We start from the raw sequence: 16,767 nt of genomic DNA on the forward strand, positions 1-16,767 counted from the left end.
GCCAGACCCGCTAATCACTTCAGAGCAAGCCGTGCAATGGTGCGATCGCAACTTTGGCATCGGTGCTGATGGGGTGATTTTTGCCCTACCAGGACTTGAGGGTACTGACTATAGTATGCGGATTTTTAACGCCGATGGCTCGGAACCGGAAATGTGTGGTAATGGGATTCGCTGTTTGGCGAAGTTTCTAGCCGATTTACAGGGAGTCACGGGTTCAACGGAGTATCGGATTCATACCTTAGCTGGGGTAATTACGCCGAAACTGGAAGGCAATGGCAAAGTTAGGGTGAATATGGGGATGCCTCAGCTTTTGGCATCTCAAATCCCCACAACCTTGGTTCAAGGGGATCAAAAGGTGATTGATGTTCCCTTAGAGGTGGGCGGGAAGAGTTGGCAGGTTACTTGTGTGAGCATGGGCAATCCTCACTGTATCACCTATGTAGAAGACGTGAGTGCTATTCCCCTAGAACTCATTGGTCCTCAGTTTGAGCATCATTCCGTCTTCCCCAAACGGACGAATACCGAATTTATTCAAGTGGTGCGCCCCGATTATATCAAAATGCGGGTATGGGAACGGGGGGCTGGAGCCACCTTAGCTTGTGGTACGGGGGCTTGTGCGTCGGTAGTTGCAGGGGTACTGACAGGAAAATGCGATCGCACCTGCACCGTGGAACTTCCTGGTGGCTGTTTGGAGATTGAATGGTCAGAGGTTGATCAACGAATTTACATGACTGGACCAGCGCAGCGAGTGTTTACGGGTACGATGGAGTGATTGCGATCGCTCAACGGAACAAGTTAGCTCAGATGAGCGGGGCGAGTCGAGACAATGAATGCCTTTCCCCTTAAGGATAGTTCCGCGACTCACCCCTACTGGCATGGCACAGCTAAAATGGTGGGATAGGTTGTAGGTTGGGTTGACGCCAGGAAACCCAACAGAATCTAGGGATAAGGTTCTCTTACTACAAGCCGGAGCGATCGCGTAACCCAACAGGTTAACCTGGAGTTGGGGGGAGATCTATAAGCGTTGATCGGCGCTAAAGCGCAACTACAAGCGCAACTACAAGCGCAACTACAAGTATGACTGTTTTTTGCTCTCAGTTACACCAGCGATTAGCAACTCCTCTGAAAATTGGTTCGTTTGAAGTTAAGAGTCGCGTTCTCCAGTCTCCTCTGTCTGGCGTCACGGATTTGGTATTCCGTCGTCTGGTGCGCCGCTATGCGCCAGAGTCGATGATGTATACGGAGATGGTTCATGCAGCCGGATTGCATCATGTCCAGGGTTTATCCAAAATAATGGATGTTGATCCGAATGAAAAGCCGATTAGTATCCAGTTATTTGACTGTCGCCCCGATTTTCTGGGAGAAGCCGCCCAGAAAGCTGTAGCGGAAGGTGCGGATACGGTGGATATTAATATGGGATGTCCGGTGAATAAAATTACCAAAAAGGGAGGGGGTTCGTCGTTACTACGAGAACCGGAAACGGCGGTGGCGATTGTCCGGGCGGTGGTGGAGGCGGTGTCTGTTCCGGTTACGGTGAAGACGCGGATTGGTTGGAGTGATGACGAGATTAATATCCTCAATTTTGCCCAGCGCATGGAAGAGGCGGGGGCGCAAATGCTAACGTTGCACGCCCGTACCCGCGCCCAAGGGTATAAGGGTGAGGCAAAGTGGGAGTGGATTGGTAAGGTTAAGCAGATTCTGTCTATTCCCGTTATTGCGAATGGAGATATTTTTTCGGTGGAATCAGCGGTGAGATGCTTGGAACAGACGGGGGCGGATGGGGTGATGTGTTCGCGAGGAACATTGGGATATCCGTTTTTGGTGGGAGAGATTGACCATTTCCTGAAAACGGGGAAACAGTTAGCACCACCGACTCCGGTAGAACGGTTAATCTGTGCCAAGGAACACTTACAGGCTTTATGGGAGTATAAAGGCGATCGCGGCGTTCAGCAAGCCAGAAAACATTTGGCGTGGTATACTAAGGGTTTTGTGGGAGCCAGCGACTTGCGAGATCAGCTAAGTCGCATTGAAACGGTGGAACAGGGGGTGACGTTGATTGACACTGCGATCGCGAAGTTGTAATCTGGGCATGATGGCAAGCCAAGTTCAGTCCTGTCTCACCGGATAAGGGGACAGGCTTGTTCCCTTAGAAATTAATCGCTACTATGGCAACAGTCGTTAAAATATTTCAGATAAATGTGTCCAACGATGCCATTGATGGGCAGATAAAGTAATGCAAAACCAAACGTAAAATAGAGATGTATCGGTAGGGTTAAGCCACACTAGCTGTTTCCCGTACAAGTGGGGAAGAGTGAGCGCAAACCTCACTATAAAAGCCGTAAAGGGAAAGACTACGAGTACCTTGAAAGCATCTCTGAGCGCCCATTTAAGGGAATGAGTGAAGCCGTCTCAGTTACTTTTGAATTACTGTTTGATCCAGGGAGTGTAGTCTAAGCACAGTCACGATTGATCAGTATCGCTGCTGGTCTAAATACGCTAATTTTGTTAGAGATTGAATTGGATGATAATTATCATCCATTATGTACTGTACGCTAGAAGGAGGATATAGTATGACCCAAGTGGTTGTAGGCGAAAATGAAGGAATTGAGTCAGCGCTGCGCCGATTTAAGCGGCAAGTGTCCAAAGCAGGAATTTTTGCAGATATGAAGCGCTTGCGTCACTTTGAGACGCCGATTGAAAAGAAAAAGCGCAAAGCAGTAGCTAGACGACGTAAGCGGCGAGTCCGCTAAGCAATTTCTTAATACCTTTTTATCCAAATAGACATTCCCATCGCGATTTCGGTGGTGGATTCGCAAAAACCACAGGAATAGTTTGTCAGCCGCCAGTTAGTCCTGACGGCTGATTGAAGTATTTTATCCCTTTTTTCCACCAAAACTCATATCATGTCTGGTTGAATACTTACACTTTGGTGAAGACAAGGCAGAAGGTTCGCCGGGAAGGAGGAAGGGGACAAGGTAAAAGCATTTACCTCTGTTTTATAACAATCCCACAAAATGAAGTGGTCCTTGACCACTAATTAACTCCAAAACTAAAGCGAGAAAGCCAATCATCGCCAAACGACCATTCCAGACTTCAGCCGCCGTTGTCATACCCCATTCCCAACGTTCTTGGGGATACATCTTAACTTTTTTGCTGGGACGCACAACTTCGGCAAATGTTCGTGGCGGCGTGTTTAAGGCATCTACGACTAAGGTGGCGAGGGATTCAATAAAAATGGGATGGGTATTGAGTGCTGGAACTCGCTGGAAGTTGTGAATTCCAGCTTCTTCAGCGATTTCCCGATATTCAATATCAACTTCTTGTAACGTTTCAATATGTTCAGATACAAAGCTAATCGGGACAACCAGCAAGTCTTTGACTCCTTGATTCCCTAATTCTTTCAGTGCATCTTCAGTGTAGGGTTGCAGCCACTCCACAGGACCCACCCGACTTTGATACGCCAGGGTATGAGCGTTGGGGCGATTGAGCGTCTGCATAATTAGATCTGTGCAATGTTCAATCTCTTGTTGGTAGGGGTCTCCAGCTTCTGTGACATAGCTGCTGGGAACACCATGAGCGCTGAAGAAAATATGAACCGCGTCAGGATGATCAAACCGTTGCAGTTCCTGATCAATTAAGTCTGCCATGGCTTGCAGGTAGCCCGGTTCTTGATACCAAGAGGGAATGACTGTGTATTCCAGTTGGTTGAGTTTAGCATCGTCCTGCCAAAGTTGTTCCAGAAGCCGGAAGCTGGAACCACTGGTACTGATGGAAAATTGGGGGTATAGAGGTAAAATGACTAGGTGTTCAATGCGATCGCGTTTAACATGGGCGATCGCTTCCTCGGTGAAGGGATGCCAGTAACGCATACCCACATAGATATTCGCCTCTTGCCCCTGCTGCTTTAACGTCTCCTGTAAAGCTTGGGCTTGGGCTTCAGTAATGTGCCGCAGCGGTGAACCCCCACCAATTTGGCGGTAATTCTCTTGCGACTTCTTTGCCCGCATTGTCGAGATCAACCAAGCCAGGGGCTTTTGCATCCACGAAAATGGCAGGCGAATAATTTCGGGATCGGCAAATAGATTAAAAAGAAAGGGGCGGACATCTTCTAAATTATCCGGTCCACCTAAATTAAGTAATAATACCCCAACACGACCCATAGCAACCACGGCATTCCAAATATTTCATATTTGTTACTGATTTTAACAATATATGCTGGTAATGGTCTGAGTTTTCCGGAAAAAATCTAGATTCTTGATCCTACCAGAACTATGGCAACCGTATTAAGACCGTTGAGTTATAAGTATCAGTGGCTATATGACACGATTTCTCGATTAGCCGCCACCAGTGTGGGTGGAGAACGGCGATTCCACCATCTGCCTTTGCACGGCTTAACAATTGACTCAGAAACGCAAGTGTTAGACCTTTGCTGTGGCGGGGGTCAGGCTACCCGCTTTCTGGTGGAGTATTCCCAGAATGTCACAGGACTGGATGTTTCACCCTTATCGCTGCAACGCGCCGAAAAGAACGTGCCTCAAGCAAAGTATGTAGAAGCCTTTGCCGAGAATATGCCGTTTTCGGAGAATCAGTTTGACCTAGTGCATACAAGTGTAGCACTCCATGAGATGCCACCGTCAGTGTTGCAGCAAATTCTTAGGGAAGTGTATCGGGTGTTGAAACCGGGTGGTGTGTTCGCGCTGGTGGATTTTCACAAGCCGACTAATAGTTTATTTATGCCGGGAGTCGCCCTGTTTCTCTGGTTATTTGAAACGGAAACGGCGTGGCAGTTATTGGAGACGGATTTGGTGAGATTGCTTAAGCAGACAGGGTTTGCCTCCTGTGAACAGCACCTCCATGCGGGGGGGAGTTTACAGGTGATTCAGGCAAAAAAGTGAGCAGGAAAAGCAGGGTTTGTAGGGGCGGGTTTAGGGACTTTCGTTTGGCTATGGATAATAACGTTTGTGCAAAACCCGCCCTGACCTGACCCCAATATTAAGATATAACTAAACCTGCCCTGACCAATTATATCTGTTCCTGGAGTTCAGCAACTTGGGCTTCTAAGTCTTGAATCCGTTCCTTGAGTTCGATAACTAGGGTAGCGAGTCGGTCAAACCTCTGATCAGAGGATAAGACTCGCGGTGGGGTTCTGGGGGGGACTGATGGTGCTGGCGTTGGGGGGTTGAGAGGGCGATTTGGGCTGGGAACTTGCCGAGTTAAGGTAGCAAGCTGAGACTCAATGCGGTTTATTTGCGATCGCAACTGGAAGTTCTCGGTTTCTAGACGCGAGAGGCGTGAGGCTAAAGCGGCGGTGGATTGGGCGGAAGTTAAAGGGGGAAAGATGAGAATTCCGACAAGGAATGCTAGGCAGATGATGCCGATTTTTTTGAGCATGATGGTTTAGGGGTAGTGGTAGAGCGATCGCGATTCTATGTTGCCAAAGTTGACAGCCAACTGTAGGTTTCCCTGGGGGATTTGAGATGGACAAGATTGAGATGGGCGTAAGCGGATTGAGTCAATAAAATCGGATACTCTTGGCGTCGTTTTTTATAGGTTTGCAGCGCCCATAAGAGAATAGAGTCCCGGCTGAATGTGAGTGTCCAGGTTTCGTGGTTACCATTCCAGAGTTCTTCGTGCTGAACCACTCGTCGCCATGTTCGCCGCAGTAATCGTGTCATAATGACCAATAGGCTGTAATCGAGCCAAATCGCTGTATCAGCACGACTCCAGATGATATCCCGGACTTGGCTATAGTTGCCGTCAATGATCCAGCGATCGCGCTGGAGAGATTGTTCCACCCGTTGGCGGAAGATATCAGTTGGGACTTCTGTCCAATTGGTTTCCCAGTGTAGGGCGTCGAGTTCAATATGGGGAATGGCAAGACGTTGGCAGAGTTGGCGGGCTAAAGTGGTTTTGCCGCAACCTGATGTACCGATAACGGAAATGCGTTGGCTGTGAAACATGACCAAGTTCTTAGTTCTGTACATTGAAAACTAAATAGAGCAAGCGTTTCTAAGGCGGGCGGTTGAAACGCCCCTGAATCCCTATCAGGGATTGAAACAATTAAACAAGCTGGGCGAATGGAATTCGCAGCTACACAAACAAAGTCCGCCTTCGCGGACTTACAACTTGCACTTTATCGGAAACGAATAGAAGCAGTTTTTTACATATCAACGCGATTTATTACCACTAGAACATCGGTCAAGAAACCGGGCTTCTTTGGGTGAAAGCTTGATATTTCGTTGTCATCCTCACGAAAAACCCGGTTTCTCATAATGCTTTACCGACACTATAGGAATGATTTAATTAATCAGTTAGCCATTAATTCCCAAGTAGGAATTATTGATTTCTGTCGATGATGAATCGGCTGATTTCTGATGTAATTAGCTACCTGGTCAAGATTATCATGGCTAACAGTGAATGCGCCGTAGCTGCCTTGCCATTTGAAGAATTCCCCTGGCTTAATTTTATGGGTAACTAAATGAGAAGAACTTCCTTTAACTTGTTTTATCAAGTCGGAAACCGCTATAGTAGGGAGAAAACTGATTAATAGATGTACATGATCTTCAATACCGCCCAAGGCAATAACTGTACATTTTAGCTGTTGGCATTCCCCAATAATTGCTGCATAAACTGCCTCCTGGATATCGCTCGTAAGCAAAGGCAATCTATCCCAAGTTGCCCAAACACAATGAAGATACAACTGGGTAAAATTAGACCTCATATTTCTTGAACCCGTCCTTTGGTCGAGACCTGATATATAACCTAGTCCGCGAAGGCGGACTTCGTTTGTGTAGCCGCGATTTCAATCGCCCCCTGAACCGAACCATCGTCCCCTGAACCGAACCATCGCCCCCTGAACCGAACCATCGCCCCCTGAACCGAACCATCGCCCCCTGAACCGAACCATCACCCCCTGAACCGAACCATCGCCCCCTGAACCGAACCATCGCCCCCTGAACCGAACCATCGCCCCCTGAACCGAACCATCGCCCCCTGAACCGAACCATCGCCCTCACGTCGTATACTCGGCATTAATTTTCACATAGTCATAACTCAAATCACAGCCCCACGCCTTACCCGTACCTGGTTCATTGCCAATACTGACCGAAATTAAAACGGTATCCTCTTTCAAATACGCCCCAGTCGCGGCATTTTTCAAATAAGCACTCGCCGCATCTCGGTCAAAGGGTAAAGGTTGACCTTTATCCATTAGCACAAAATCCCCCATCTGAATCCGCAAGGCTTCTTGGGAAAAGGGGACACCTGCACGCCCCGCTGCGCCCGCTATTCTTCCCCAGTTGGGATCACGACCAAATATGGCAGATTTCACCAGGGATGAACCCGCAATCGTTCGGGCAATTTGACGCGCTGCTTGATCATTGGGTGCGCCTGTAACCTGTACTTCCATCAAACACGTCGCCCCTTCGCCATCTCGTGCGATCGCCTTGGCTAAATGTTGGCATACCGCCGTCAGCATCGCCTCTAGCTTTTCGGCATGGGGTCCCATTTCTGTAATCGCTGAGGTGCGAGATTGACCATTCGCCAAGGCAATCAGGGTATCGTTGGTACTGGTATCCCCATCGACGGTAATTTGATTAAAGCTTTTATCCGCCGCCCGACTTAACATTTTTTGCCATAACGGTGTAGCAACCACCGCATCACAGGTAACAAACGCCAACAGTGTTGCCATATTCGGGTGAATCATCCCTGAACCCTTGGCAATCCCGCCAATTCGTACCGGGCGATCGTCAATCGTGGTTTCCAAGGCAATGGATTTTGTCACCAAATCTGTAGTAATAATCGCTTGGGAAGCAGCATTGGAACCCAGTTCTGATAAGCCTTCCACCAATTGAGGAATTCCGGCGAGGAGGGCATCCATGCGAATACGCTGTCCAATCACACCCGTGGAGCCTAATAAGATAGACTCTGGAGCAATATTCAAGGCTTGTGCCAATGCCTTCGCCGAGTCCAAAGCATCTTGCCACCCGGCTTCCCCGGTTGCCGCATTCGCTTGACCAGCGTTCACTAGAATAGCACTGGCGCTGGCTTTTTTTCGTAAACGCTGGCGACAATAGGTAACAGGCGCTGCACAAACCTGATTTTGGGTAAAGACTCCGGCTGCGATCGCCTCAATATCCGATACAATCAATGCTAAATCTGGCAGTCCTGAAGGCTTAAGTCCAGCTACTATTCCAGATGCACGATATCCTCTAGGTGCTGTGACGCCACCTGTAATTTCCTGCCAGTCTGACATGATTTTTTTACCTCAACCCTGGTAGTGGTTCGAGTAGCGATTATATCAACACTCAGGGTCAATAATCGGTAAATTTCACTTTTGTGCTGTAATAGCTGCGGAAGACCCAGAAAATCTTAAATATACATGGGTACGATTTGAGGGAGCTAAAAAATCGTGGAAATTACCAAGGAATACCAACCATGGTGAATCCTGCCCAATAATAGGGATGGGATAGTTCAGAATCATTCAGGTTTTTCAATTGGTGCGGTAGGCTGACGGTTATATCTGTTCCCACCAGTTGACCCGATTCAATCCGCACCTCTCCCCGCAGCATGGCAATTTGGGCTTGTTGCAGGGCTTTGGCTTTGATGGTAATTTCGTCTTTGCTCAGTTGGGAATAAAATCCTGTCATCAGGGCTAATGTGCCAGCATCGTTGACTTTCCAGAGACTGGCGAGGGCGGATTTGACCCCGGCTTGTACGGCTAAACCTGCAAATCCCATCTCGGCATTTTCATCGCCGACAGCAGTTTTACAGGCGCTGAGGGTTAAGAGTTCAACGGTGGGCGGGGCGTACCATTCGACGAGTCTGAGTTCGTCTAATCCGAGTTTCTCGTCCCACAGTTGGATGTAAGCACCTTTACCGCCGTCTGGGGGAAAGTCGGCGTGGGTGGCGAGGTGAACGATACTGTAGGGGTTTTGGCGGCGCTGAGTGCGGAGGTTATCCAGGGTAAAGTCTTGGTTTTGGAAGGAGTCACCTGTCCATAAGTTGCCAACAATGGTGGATAATTCTAGGGGAACAGAGGGTAAGTTTTCTTGGGTGGAATTGGAAAAGTCGTCTATTCCCATGGCTAAAACTTGAGCGTCTTTTAGGGTTTGATAACGGGTATCGGTGAGGCTGAAGTTGGGAACAAAGCCGATACTATAGTTTTCAACTAGAAACTGTTGTCCGTCGTGGAGGGCGGCGAGGGGAATTAGGCGTAATCCGGCATCCATGGAGAAGATGAGGGTATCGATTTCTAGGTGTTCGATTTCATTTTCTAGGGGAGCAATTAGCCATTTGTAGAGGGTTTGAGCGGTGGGTAAATAGGCATGGCTGGTGTTATTGTTAATCGCGTGGTTGAATTTTTTTAATTCTTGCTCTAGTTGTTGGCGGTTGATATTGGGGATGGTTTTGGGGATGGGTGGGGTGTCGGGGGTGACTAAGACGAGTTGCAGTTGGTCGGGAAAGGCGCGAACATAGATAACCACGGCTCGTTGTCCGGTTTGACTTTCGATGGTTTTTAGGGTTTCGCGTAGGTTTTCGGCGGTGATTTCTTTATCGGTGATATTTTCGCCGAAGTAGTCTTCATATTGGTCTTCAAAGAGTTGGTCAATTTCAGCAACAATGTCATTGGGTTGGTTGACGGGTAGTGGTGGGAGGGGGTTGTTAACGTTGAGATTGATAGATTGTTCGCCCGGAAATTCCCAGCTAATATTGTAGTTTCCGGTTTCCGGGTCTGGGATAATACTGGTGGCTGCGCCTAAAGTATCTCCAACCCGAAGGGCTAACGACTCAATGGGATTTTGATCTAAGTTTAGCTTGGGTGTGGGTTCTGGCACAGGGATGGGCGTTGGCGGGAGAGGGACAGCGCCCAGAATGGATATAATTTGAATTCGGTCTTTATCCTGTTTGTGGGTAAAGAAATACTCTTCGGTAGGGGCAATTGTCTGGATGGAAGCGTCATCACCTCTGGTAATTGCTGATTCTGTGCCGTTGATATCAGGATTTCCGACAATAAAGGGGATCTCACCATTTCCACCGTGACGAATAATAATGGTTCCACCGTTGTCACCCCCAGCGACAGAAATACTGGCGTTGATGTTATTTTGGTCGATGAAGGAGTCAGTGGCTTGGAAATAACTGGGTGTGGTAATATCGACATTTCCGCCGCTACCATTCCCCAGACTTTGGGCGTTAATCTGGCTGACTTTAATATTGCCACGGGCGTTAAGGGTAATATCACCACCATCATTAAGGTTAGAGGAATCAAGAATACCTGTTTCAATTTGTCCGCTATTGCTGGTGAGGGAAATGCCTGCGGGTGAGGTTAAATCCCCGGTTTTGATTTGTCCACGGGTACTGGTAAAGGAAATGCCTGTGGGTGAGGTGAGATTATCGGTAATAATGTTATTGATAGCTGTGATATTGAACCCGATTGGGTTATCAGTAATATTGCCTTGAACGATTAAATTGTTGAGAGGGGTTGAACCACCGATAATATCGTTAAATTCAATAATACCGTTTTCCGTTTCAATAGTCAGGTTTTGAGTTCCATCAATGGTGTCGTCGAAGGTAATATCACCAGTACCGAATAGGGTGATAGAAATATCGTCAGCGAGGATAACTGAACCGTTGAAGATTAGGCTATTTTGATTGGTGGTGATATCGCCACTAAGAGTAATTGTGTTTGGTGCGGTAAGTTGAATTTCTCCACCTTGGTTTGTTTGAGAAATCGCGTCAATTTGAGCAGAGGTAATGCTATTGGCGGCGTTAAGGGTAATATTACCACCTGTTCCCAAACCAGAGGAGGTAATGAGTGCGCCTTGGCTGGTATCGATATTGCCATTTTCGCTAGTAATACTGATGTTACCAATATTGCCACTAAAACCACTCAAGAATGAGGTGATTTCACCTGTGGAAATATCACGGGGTGCAAAAAGGGTTATATTACCGCCATTTTCACCACCTGCGGCATTTAAAATACCTGCTGCGGTATCAATAGCACCACCGCTGGTAAGTATGATATCTCCCCCATTGGCACTACCAGATGTATTAATACCAGCCGTTTTAATATCGCCGGGAGCATCAAGTTTTATTGTGCCTCCATTCCCGTTATTTGTGCTGGAGTCCAAGTCACCTGCGGTAGTATCAATTATTCCATCGCTTTCAAGGATAATTGTGCCTCCTGTACCTGATTCAGAACCGGATGTAATTGCAGCTGTGAAGACGTTGCCTGGAGCGATAAGTTTGACTGTACCACCATTACCGCTTAGTGAATTTGCAAAAATATTATCAACGCTGATAGAGCCTTCTTCACTATCAATAGTAATATTGCCCGCATCACCATTACCATCCTCTATTCTAGTTCTCAGCTCACCAGTTATAATGTCATTCTTAGCAGTAAGAGTAATATTACCACCATTCATACCCACGCTTGGAGCATTGACTCGACCATTAATTTCAATCATGCCCTGTGGACTCTTGAAATCGATATTGCCACCGTTCCCGCTAGCGGAAAGCGCTAGACAATTTGCGGCACCAGAAAGGCAATTGATTCTGATGTCACCTGTTCTGGATTCAAACGTGAGACTACCAGCGTTTCCAGTTTCTGCAAAAGTTTCAAATCCGTTATCAATTGTAATATCTCCACCTGCGGTAATATCAATATCGCCGCCCTTGCCAATCCTAGGATTTAGGACGAATGTTGCATTAATTTGTCCGGCTGAAATGTCACCGGAAGCCGATAATATTATGGGACCAGCATCAAGGCCTACGCTACTTGTATTAATTGTTCCTGTAATAGTGATATTTCCCAGCGGAGAAGAACTGCCAGGAGATGTAAAATCTGTTCCCGATGTTGGTACATTAAATTGAGGTACATTTTCTGGATTCTCCAAAGAGGGTAAACCTGCCCGTAGGATCAATGCCCTTTGATTTTTTAGAAGGTCTAAATCTGAGCCAGGTTGCCCATCAGGAAGAGATGGAGAGTTATCCGGAAAGTCAATGGATATATCTCCATTAACTGTGATGCTGCCTGTCGCTTCAACTTTTAGTGCTGCTCCCTCATAATCCCCAAACACAACATCCCCATTAACGCTAATAATCGGATCATTCAAACTGAGAAAATTACCTGGTTCCCCTGATAAATTCAGCATCGCCAAACTTCCGCCACTGGCAAAATGAGCATCTCCCGAAATAGTTCCATTACTGACTAAGCTGAGATTTCCGCCACTGACAAACGGTGTTTGGAGATGATTCAGCGCCCAAATGTCAATATTCTGATTCCCTTGAATATACAAATTTCCGCTAGCTCGGGCGATAAACGGATGCGCCACACTATCCCGCGCAAATACCGTATTTTCAGCTAAAAGATTTAAATCTCCTGTTGTTACCAAAGAAGGCGCACGTCGGTGCGCCCCTACGGGAACTAACATTAAATTGTTAGACGCCGATAATGTTGCGGTTTGGGCTGTTATACTGTTGGCGATCGCGTCTCCATTTCCGACGCTGAATTCTGTATCGGTTACCTGTACTGTTTCCGCTGAAACTGTTAACCCTGTCTCTCCTGTTTCATCACTCCCCGTTAACAGCGTCGCTAAATCCAATGGCGCAACTGGAAGCAACATCCCCTCGCTATCCCGTGGCGGTGCTATTTCCAAACTCAATAACTGTCCCGGTTGACTAATCCTCACCAAACTTTCCCCCGGAACCGCCGCCACTGTAATATTTCCTCCCGGTGCAGCTAATTCCCCGGTGCTGATAACAGTACCTCCCAGTAAGGTTAAATTATGCCCCTCAGTTACCGCCAAATTCCCCGCATTAATCACGCTTCCCGGTTGCGCCAAATCAAAGGCAAAACCACTGGGATTTCCGACTAAAGTCTGATACTCATTCCCGCCAAAGGCATTAAACCAATTTCCCTCGCCAAAACCAATCCCTGTAGCTGTCGTTGCTGTAAAATCCGCTGGGACATTCAATTGAGCATTTGCACCAAAGACAATCCCCGCCGGATTCATGAGAAATAAATTAGAATTGCCGCCAGTTACTTGAATTAGACCATTAATAATGGAAGCGTCACCGCCAACCACCCGCCCGAAAATATTGCGAATGTCAGGATTGGATAAAAAGTTAGCAATCTGACCCGCATCTAATCCAAATTCATCGAAACTATGGAATAAATTCGCCCCATCTTCCGAAAACGTGTTGCCTTCAATATTAAATTGATTGCCATCAATGGTAATCGTTGTCGCAGTTCCGTTGGTTTCTGCTGTAATTGATTGAGCTTGCACCCATTCACCGCTAAAGGGTGTGAACAGAGCAATGGCGGCTATCCATCGGCTAATTGTTTTGATGGCTGAGGGGTTGGTTTTGAGTAGATGCGATACCTGATTTATAAACATAGCTTGCCTCTCTTTTTAAGAGTATTTTTAATAGAATTATTGGTCAATTAATCAGGGGATATGAGTCCTCATCTGTGTCAACTTAAGCTCAGCCTCCTCTCCCACGCCAGCCCTCACCCCCAGCCCCTCTCCCAAGCTTGGGAGAGGGGAGCAAGAGGGGAGCAAGAGAGTCCGGTTCCCCTTCTCCCCACGGAGGGAGAAGGGGTTAGGGGATGAGGGGGAAAATGTCGAGGAGTAGATAGACACAGCTTAAAACCTTACCAGCATTGGTTTTCTACCTTAAGTTGAAACGGATGCTCCCTAGCCCTCCCCTACAAGGGGAGAGAAGCGGAATATAGTTGTTATTTTTAGGGGCTTCCGGCTTCCCCTTCCGTGCAAAAAAAATGTGAAAATTATCATTCATTAATTAAGTCCCCCAACGTGGTTTCTAACTGTTTCACCCGTTCCCCATCTCCTAACCGTTGATAGACATCTAACGCTAAATTAAACGAACGAATCGCGGCATCGTTTTGATCTAATGCCAACTGGGTTTGTGCCAACCCCTCTAATGCGGCGGCTTGTTCTTCGAGATCATTGGCATCAACTAACGCCACGGCTTTGGTATAGTAAGTATTAGCTTGGGGAACTAGCGCCAACTCATATAAATAGAGTTCCCCTAAACGGCGATAAATCGGGGCTGATTCCACCCCAGTAGCGACTAACTCTTCCAAAAGCGCGATCGCAGCGGCAATCAGGTGGTTCTCTGCATATAACTGAACCTGTGCCAGGGCTTTGGCTGAGTCTTCCCAGTCTTGTTGGCTAATTTCGGCGGCTTTGTCGCGAACAATCTCAGCTTGAGTGTGATCGAGTACAGTAAAATGAAGTCCTCCCGGTCGAGAGGGTTCGTCTAAGGATGACGCCCCTGGGTTAGCTTGGATGATGGCTAAATATTCAACACCGGGATTCAGGGGTGACTCCCCCGAATAAACCACTTGCGTCTCACTCACCTGGGTTGTCCAATTTGCCACTACCTCACCCTGCGGCGTCACCCCCTCTACCGTGACGGTGTAACTCGTCGCCCCCGGTACCCGATTCCAGCGTAGCGTCGGTTGTGTAGTCAGTAATGCGGTGCGACGGGGACTAATCAGGTAAGGAATAGGCGCATTACTCCAAGCAATTTTATCACCGCGATCGGGACAATCTACCAAATTGCTGTTACATTTATCCTCCTCAGTTTCCCTGGCGCAGCGATTCAACTGGGTTTCCCCTGCTGATACCAACCATGGGGTTGAATCCGCACAGTACACCACCACTTGCGCCCCGTTTGTTGTCAGCAGTTGATCGCCGGGATACAGAGAGGTTCCCGGACTTGGCGATAAGATACTACCATGCGATCGCTCGATTTGTACCTCACCTTTAATTTGAATAATTTGTCCGTTGGCAAGTCTCCCGGCTGTGGCTAAAGCGATACCCATTTTCCAACGTGGTGCTGTTAACCCAATCGTCGCCAGTAAACTTAGACTTATTGCCATAAACTGTTGACATTTCATCAATTTCCCCCGGTTTCTAAACGTTGGTTTGCCCAACTAATACAGTCATGTTGTTCGGGAATGCGATGTTGTGAGTAGTGCAGTGTAGTCTCCCAAGCTGTCAGCGCCGCTTGTTCTCTCCCCTTTGCTTCTAAAACTTGAGCCAATAGACAGTGGGAATGTGGGCTATCGACTTCTAATTCAATCGCTTGGCGCAAATTTTTCTCCGCTGCAATTAGATTCCCTTCCTTTAATAATATCCAACCTAAATTTTTTAAGCAGGCGGCTTTGACCGCCTCATAGTCCGTCAGTTGTAAACATTGATGAATCGCCGATAACGCCTCTCTATGGTTATCATCAATAATCTGCAAACGAGCCACTTGTGCATAGCCTTCGGGAAGTCCCCGTAGCGCTGCCCGTTGGTAGCCTTGAAAGGCACAGTTCACATCATGCAAGTCTTTATCACAGAGATAGGCTAAATTGTAGTGAGCAATGGCATAACTGGGATTAAACCAAGTAGCAATGCGGTAGTAAATTTGAGCTTGCCAAAGCTGCCCGTTTTTGTGCTTATCTACGCCCAATTTATCCAGAGACTTTGCTATCCAATCTCCGGCTAAAACATAACTGCTGATACAGCCAAATACTAGGATTGGGGTCAACTTAATTAACCCATTTAAAGCGGGACGAAATAATCGGAATTTGGGAGTAATAGCAGCATCAGCAACCCGACTCGGCAACTGTCCAGAACCCCGCAATTCCGGCAACGTTAGCGGCTTCACCGCCGGATGCTGGCAAATCACAGGCAACCAACTCGCCCCCGGAAACCGAGACTCTAATCCTTTCAATCGTTCCCGCGCTTGTCGTACTGCCAAATGAAAGGGTTCTCCCCAAGCAAAGTCCCGCAAAAAATACTGTAAAAAAGCTTGAGCCACCGCATCAACAACAGGTTCCCGCATAGCAATCGTTGGCGGTAAGGGAATCCGGGCGGCGGCTAAATCTCGTACCAATCCCAACCCATCACAGGAGTTAAAAATAACCAACTGTAACCCGCGCTCAATTGCCCGACTCAGGGCTTCTTGTAACTCGTAAATGGTTAAACTATTATGCTGTGAATGTTGATTAATAAAAATCCGTCCATTTTGGGCATTCTCATCACTAACGCTATGTCCAGCAAAGACTAAAATATCCCACCCAGCTTGCCACAGTTGATCATTCAATTCCTCGCGTTCCGGTTCCACCAGCAACGTCGCCTCTACCCCCGGTAACTGTCGCAACAGACGCCAATCTTTCTTAAGATTAAGTCCAGCACTATTCCCCAGAATCACTAACAATTTCACTGCTGCACCCGCAGGCTTAAACCGTTGCCGAATTGGGGCGGGATAGTTAGAACTACTCAAACAAACTTCAGCATAAGGGAAATCCTGTTTCGCCAAACTCCAGAGATGCCAAGGCAGTCGCCAAACCTGATCAGTATCACTTTCAACAATTATCTGAACCCGTTGACTCGGACTTAATTGAGTTCTCAATTGCGACTCAATCCCATGAAATCCCTCCGCCGCCAACCACCCATTAAAACTCGCTTCTAACCGCTGACTAATCTCACCAAACGCCCCATCAGAAATATTGGTAATCCCAGAAGGGGCAACTTCGATGGGGGAACGTTTATTCTGGCGATAAAGTAACTGATAAAGGAGTCGCCAATTGGTATAAAGTTGCGGAATTTCCGGTGCTGGAGGCAACGAACCACTCATTTGCATCCCCAGATTACCCGGTTGTCCCAACCGCGCTGTAACTGAAGGAAATCCCTGATTAAAATCCCCTTGTCCTAAATTTAAGACGACTAACTCACTCATGGCAGTAAT

The 16,767-nt window shown here is 47.4% G+C and carries 12 protein-coding genes; 4 read left to right on the forward strand and 8 right to left on the reverse strand.

Annotated elements, in window-relative coordinates; genetic code table 11:
• The 3 genes from dapF to rpsU form a co-directional block, all read left to right on the forward strand.
• Nucleotides 1-772: diaminopimelate epimerase (dapF, locus tag MC7420_RS01410; protein WP_044204242.1), on the forward strand; the 772-nt coding region annotated here is incomplete at its 5' end.
• A 305-nt stretch (nucleotides 773-1,077) separates the two neighbouring features.
• Entirely contained in the window at nucleotides 1,078-2,082 is a 1,005-nt protein-coding gene (gene dusB, locus MC7420_RS01415) for a tRNA dihydrouridine synthase DusB (RefSeq protein ID WP_006098314.1), read from the forward strand.
• A gap of 488 nt (nucleotides 2,083-2,570) precedes the next feature.
• Entirely contained in the window at nucleotides 2,571-2,750 is a 180-nt protein-coding gene (gene rpsU / locus MC7420_RS01420; protein WP_006098158.1) for a 30S ribosomal protein S21, read from the forward strand.
• 246 nt (nucleotides 2,751-2,996) lie between these two features.
• Here the strand turns inward: rpsU and hemH are convergent, their stop codons facing one another.
• Nucleotides 2,997-4,160: a ferrochelatase gene (gene hemH, locus MC7420_RS01425; protein WP_044204244.1), complete on the reverse strand. Its 1,164-nt coding sequence runs from the start codon at nucleotides 4,158-4,160 to the stop codon at nucleotides 2,997-2,999.
• 111 nt (nucleotides 4,161-4,271) lie between these two features.
• On the opposite strand from hemH, the gene MC7420_RS01430 reads away from it, so the two are divergent.
• Entirely contained in the window at nucleotides 4,272-4,895 is a 624-nt protein-coding gene (locus tag MC7420_RS01430) for a class I SAM-dependent methyltransferase (protein ID WP_006097929.1), read from the forward strand.
• Nucleotides 4,896-5,022: 127 nt separating this feature from the next.
• Here MC7420_RS01430 and MC7420_RS01435 read toward each other — a convergent pair whose 3' ends face one another.
• The 7 genes from MC7420_RS01435 to MC7420_RS34750 all read right to left on the reverse strand — a co-directional run bounded on the left by MC7420_RS01435 (nucleotide 5,023) and on the right by MC7420_RS34750 (nucleotide 16,758).
• Nucleotides 5,023-5,391: a hypothetical protein gene (locus MC7420_RS01435; protein WP_006097905.1), complete on the reverse strand. Its 369-nt coding sequence runs from the start codon at nucleotides 5,389-5,391 to the stop codon at nucleotides 5,023-5,025.
• A 35-nt stretch (nucleotides 5,392-5,426) separates the two neighbouring features.
• Nucleotides 5,427-5,960, reverse strand: a complete 534-nt coding sequence (locus MC7420_RS01440) for a shikimate kinase (protein ID WP_006098286.1) — start codon at nucleotides 5,958-5,960, stop codon at nucleotides 5,427-5,429.
• 347 nt (nucleotides 5,961-6,307) lie between these two features.
• Nucleotides 6,308-6,721: an IS200/IS605 family transposase gene (tnpA, locus tag MC7420_RS01445; protein WP_006098011.1), complete on the reverse strand. Its 414-nt coding sequence runs from the start codon at nucleotides 6,719-6,721 to the stop codon at nucleotides 6,308-6,310.
• Between the two features lie 291 nt (nucleotides 6,722-7,012).
• A complete protein-coding gene (gene argJ, locus MC7420_RS01455) occupies nucleotides 7,013-8,254 on the reverse strand; it encodes a bifunctional ornithine acetyltransferase/N-acetylglutamate synthase (RefSeq protein WP_006098177.1) in 1,242 nt (413 codons plus the stop codon).
• 163 nt (nucleotides 8,255-8,417) lie between these two features.
• A complete protein-coding gene (locus tag MC7420_RS01460; RefSeq protein ID WP_006098188.1) occupies nucleotides 8,418-13,397 on the reverse strand; it encodes a CHAT domain-containing protein in 4,980 nt (1,659 codons plus the stop codon).
• A 395-nt stretch (nucleotides 13,398-13,792) separates the two neighbouring features.
• Nucleotides 13,793-14,926 carry a tetratricopeptide repeat protein gene (locus tag MC7420_RS01465; protein ID WP_044204249.1) on the reverse strand — a complete coding sequence of 378 codons (1,134 nt, stop codon included), beginning with the start codon at nucleotides 14,924-14,926 and terminating at the stop codon, nucleotides 13,793-13,795.
• Complete coding sequence (locus MC7420_RS34750) at nucleotides 14,926-16,758, reverse strand: CHAT domain-containing protein (RefSeq protein WP_157452980.1); 1,833 nt, start codon at nucleotides 16,756-16,758, stop codon at nucleotides 14,926-14,928. The genes MC7420_RS01465 and MC7420_RS34750 overlap by 1 nt, the downstream gene beginning before the upstream one ends.
• Between the last annotated feature and the right edge of the window lie 9 nt (nucleotides 16,759-16,767).

Origin of the sequence: Coleofasciculus chthonoplastes PCC 7420 (genome assembly GCF_000155555.1) — a bacterium.
Taxonomy (GTDB): domain Bacteria; phylum Cyanobacteriota; class Cyanobacteriia; order Cyanobacteriales; family Coleofasciculaceae; genus Coleofasciculus; species Coleofasciculus chthonoplastes_A.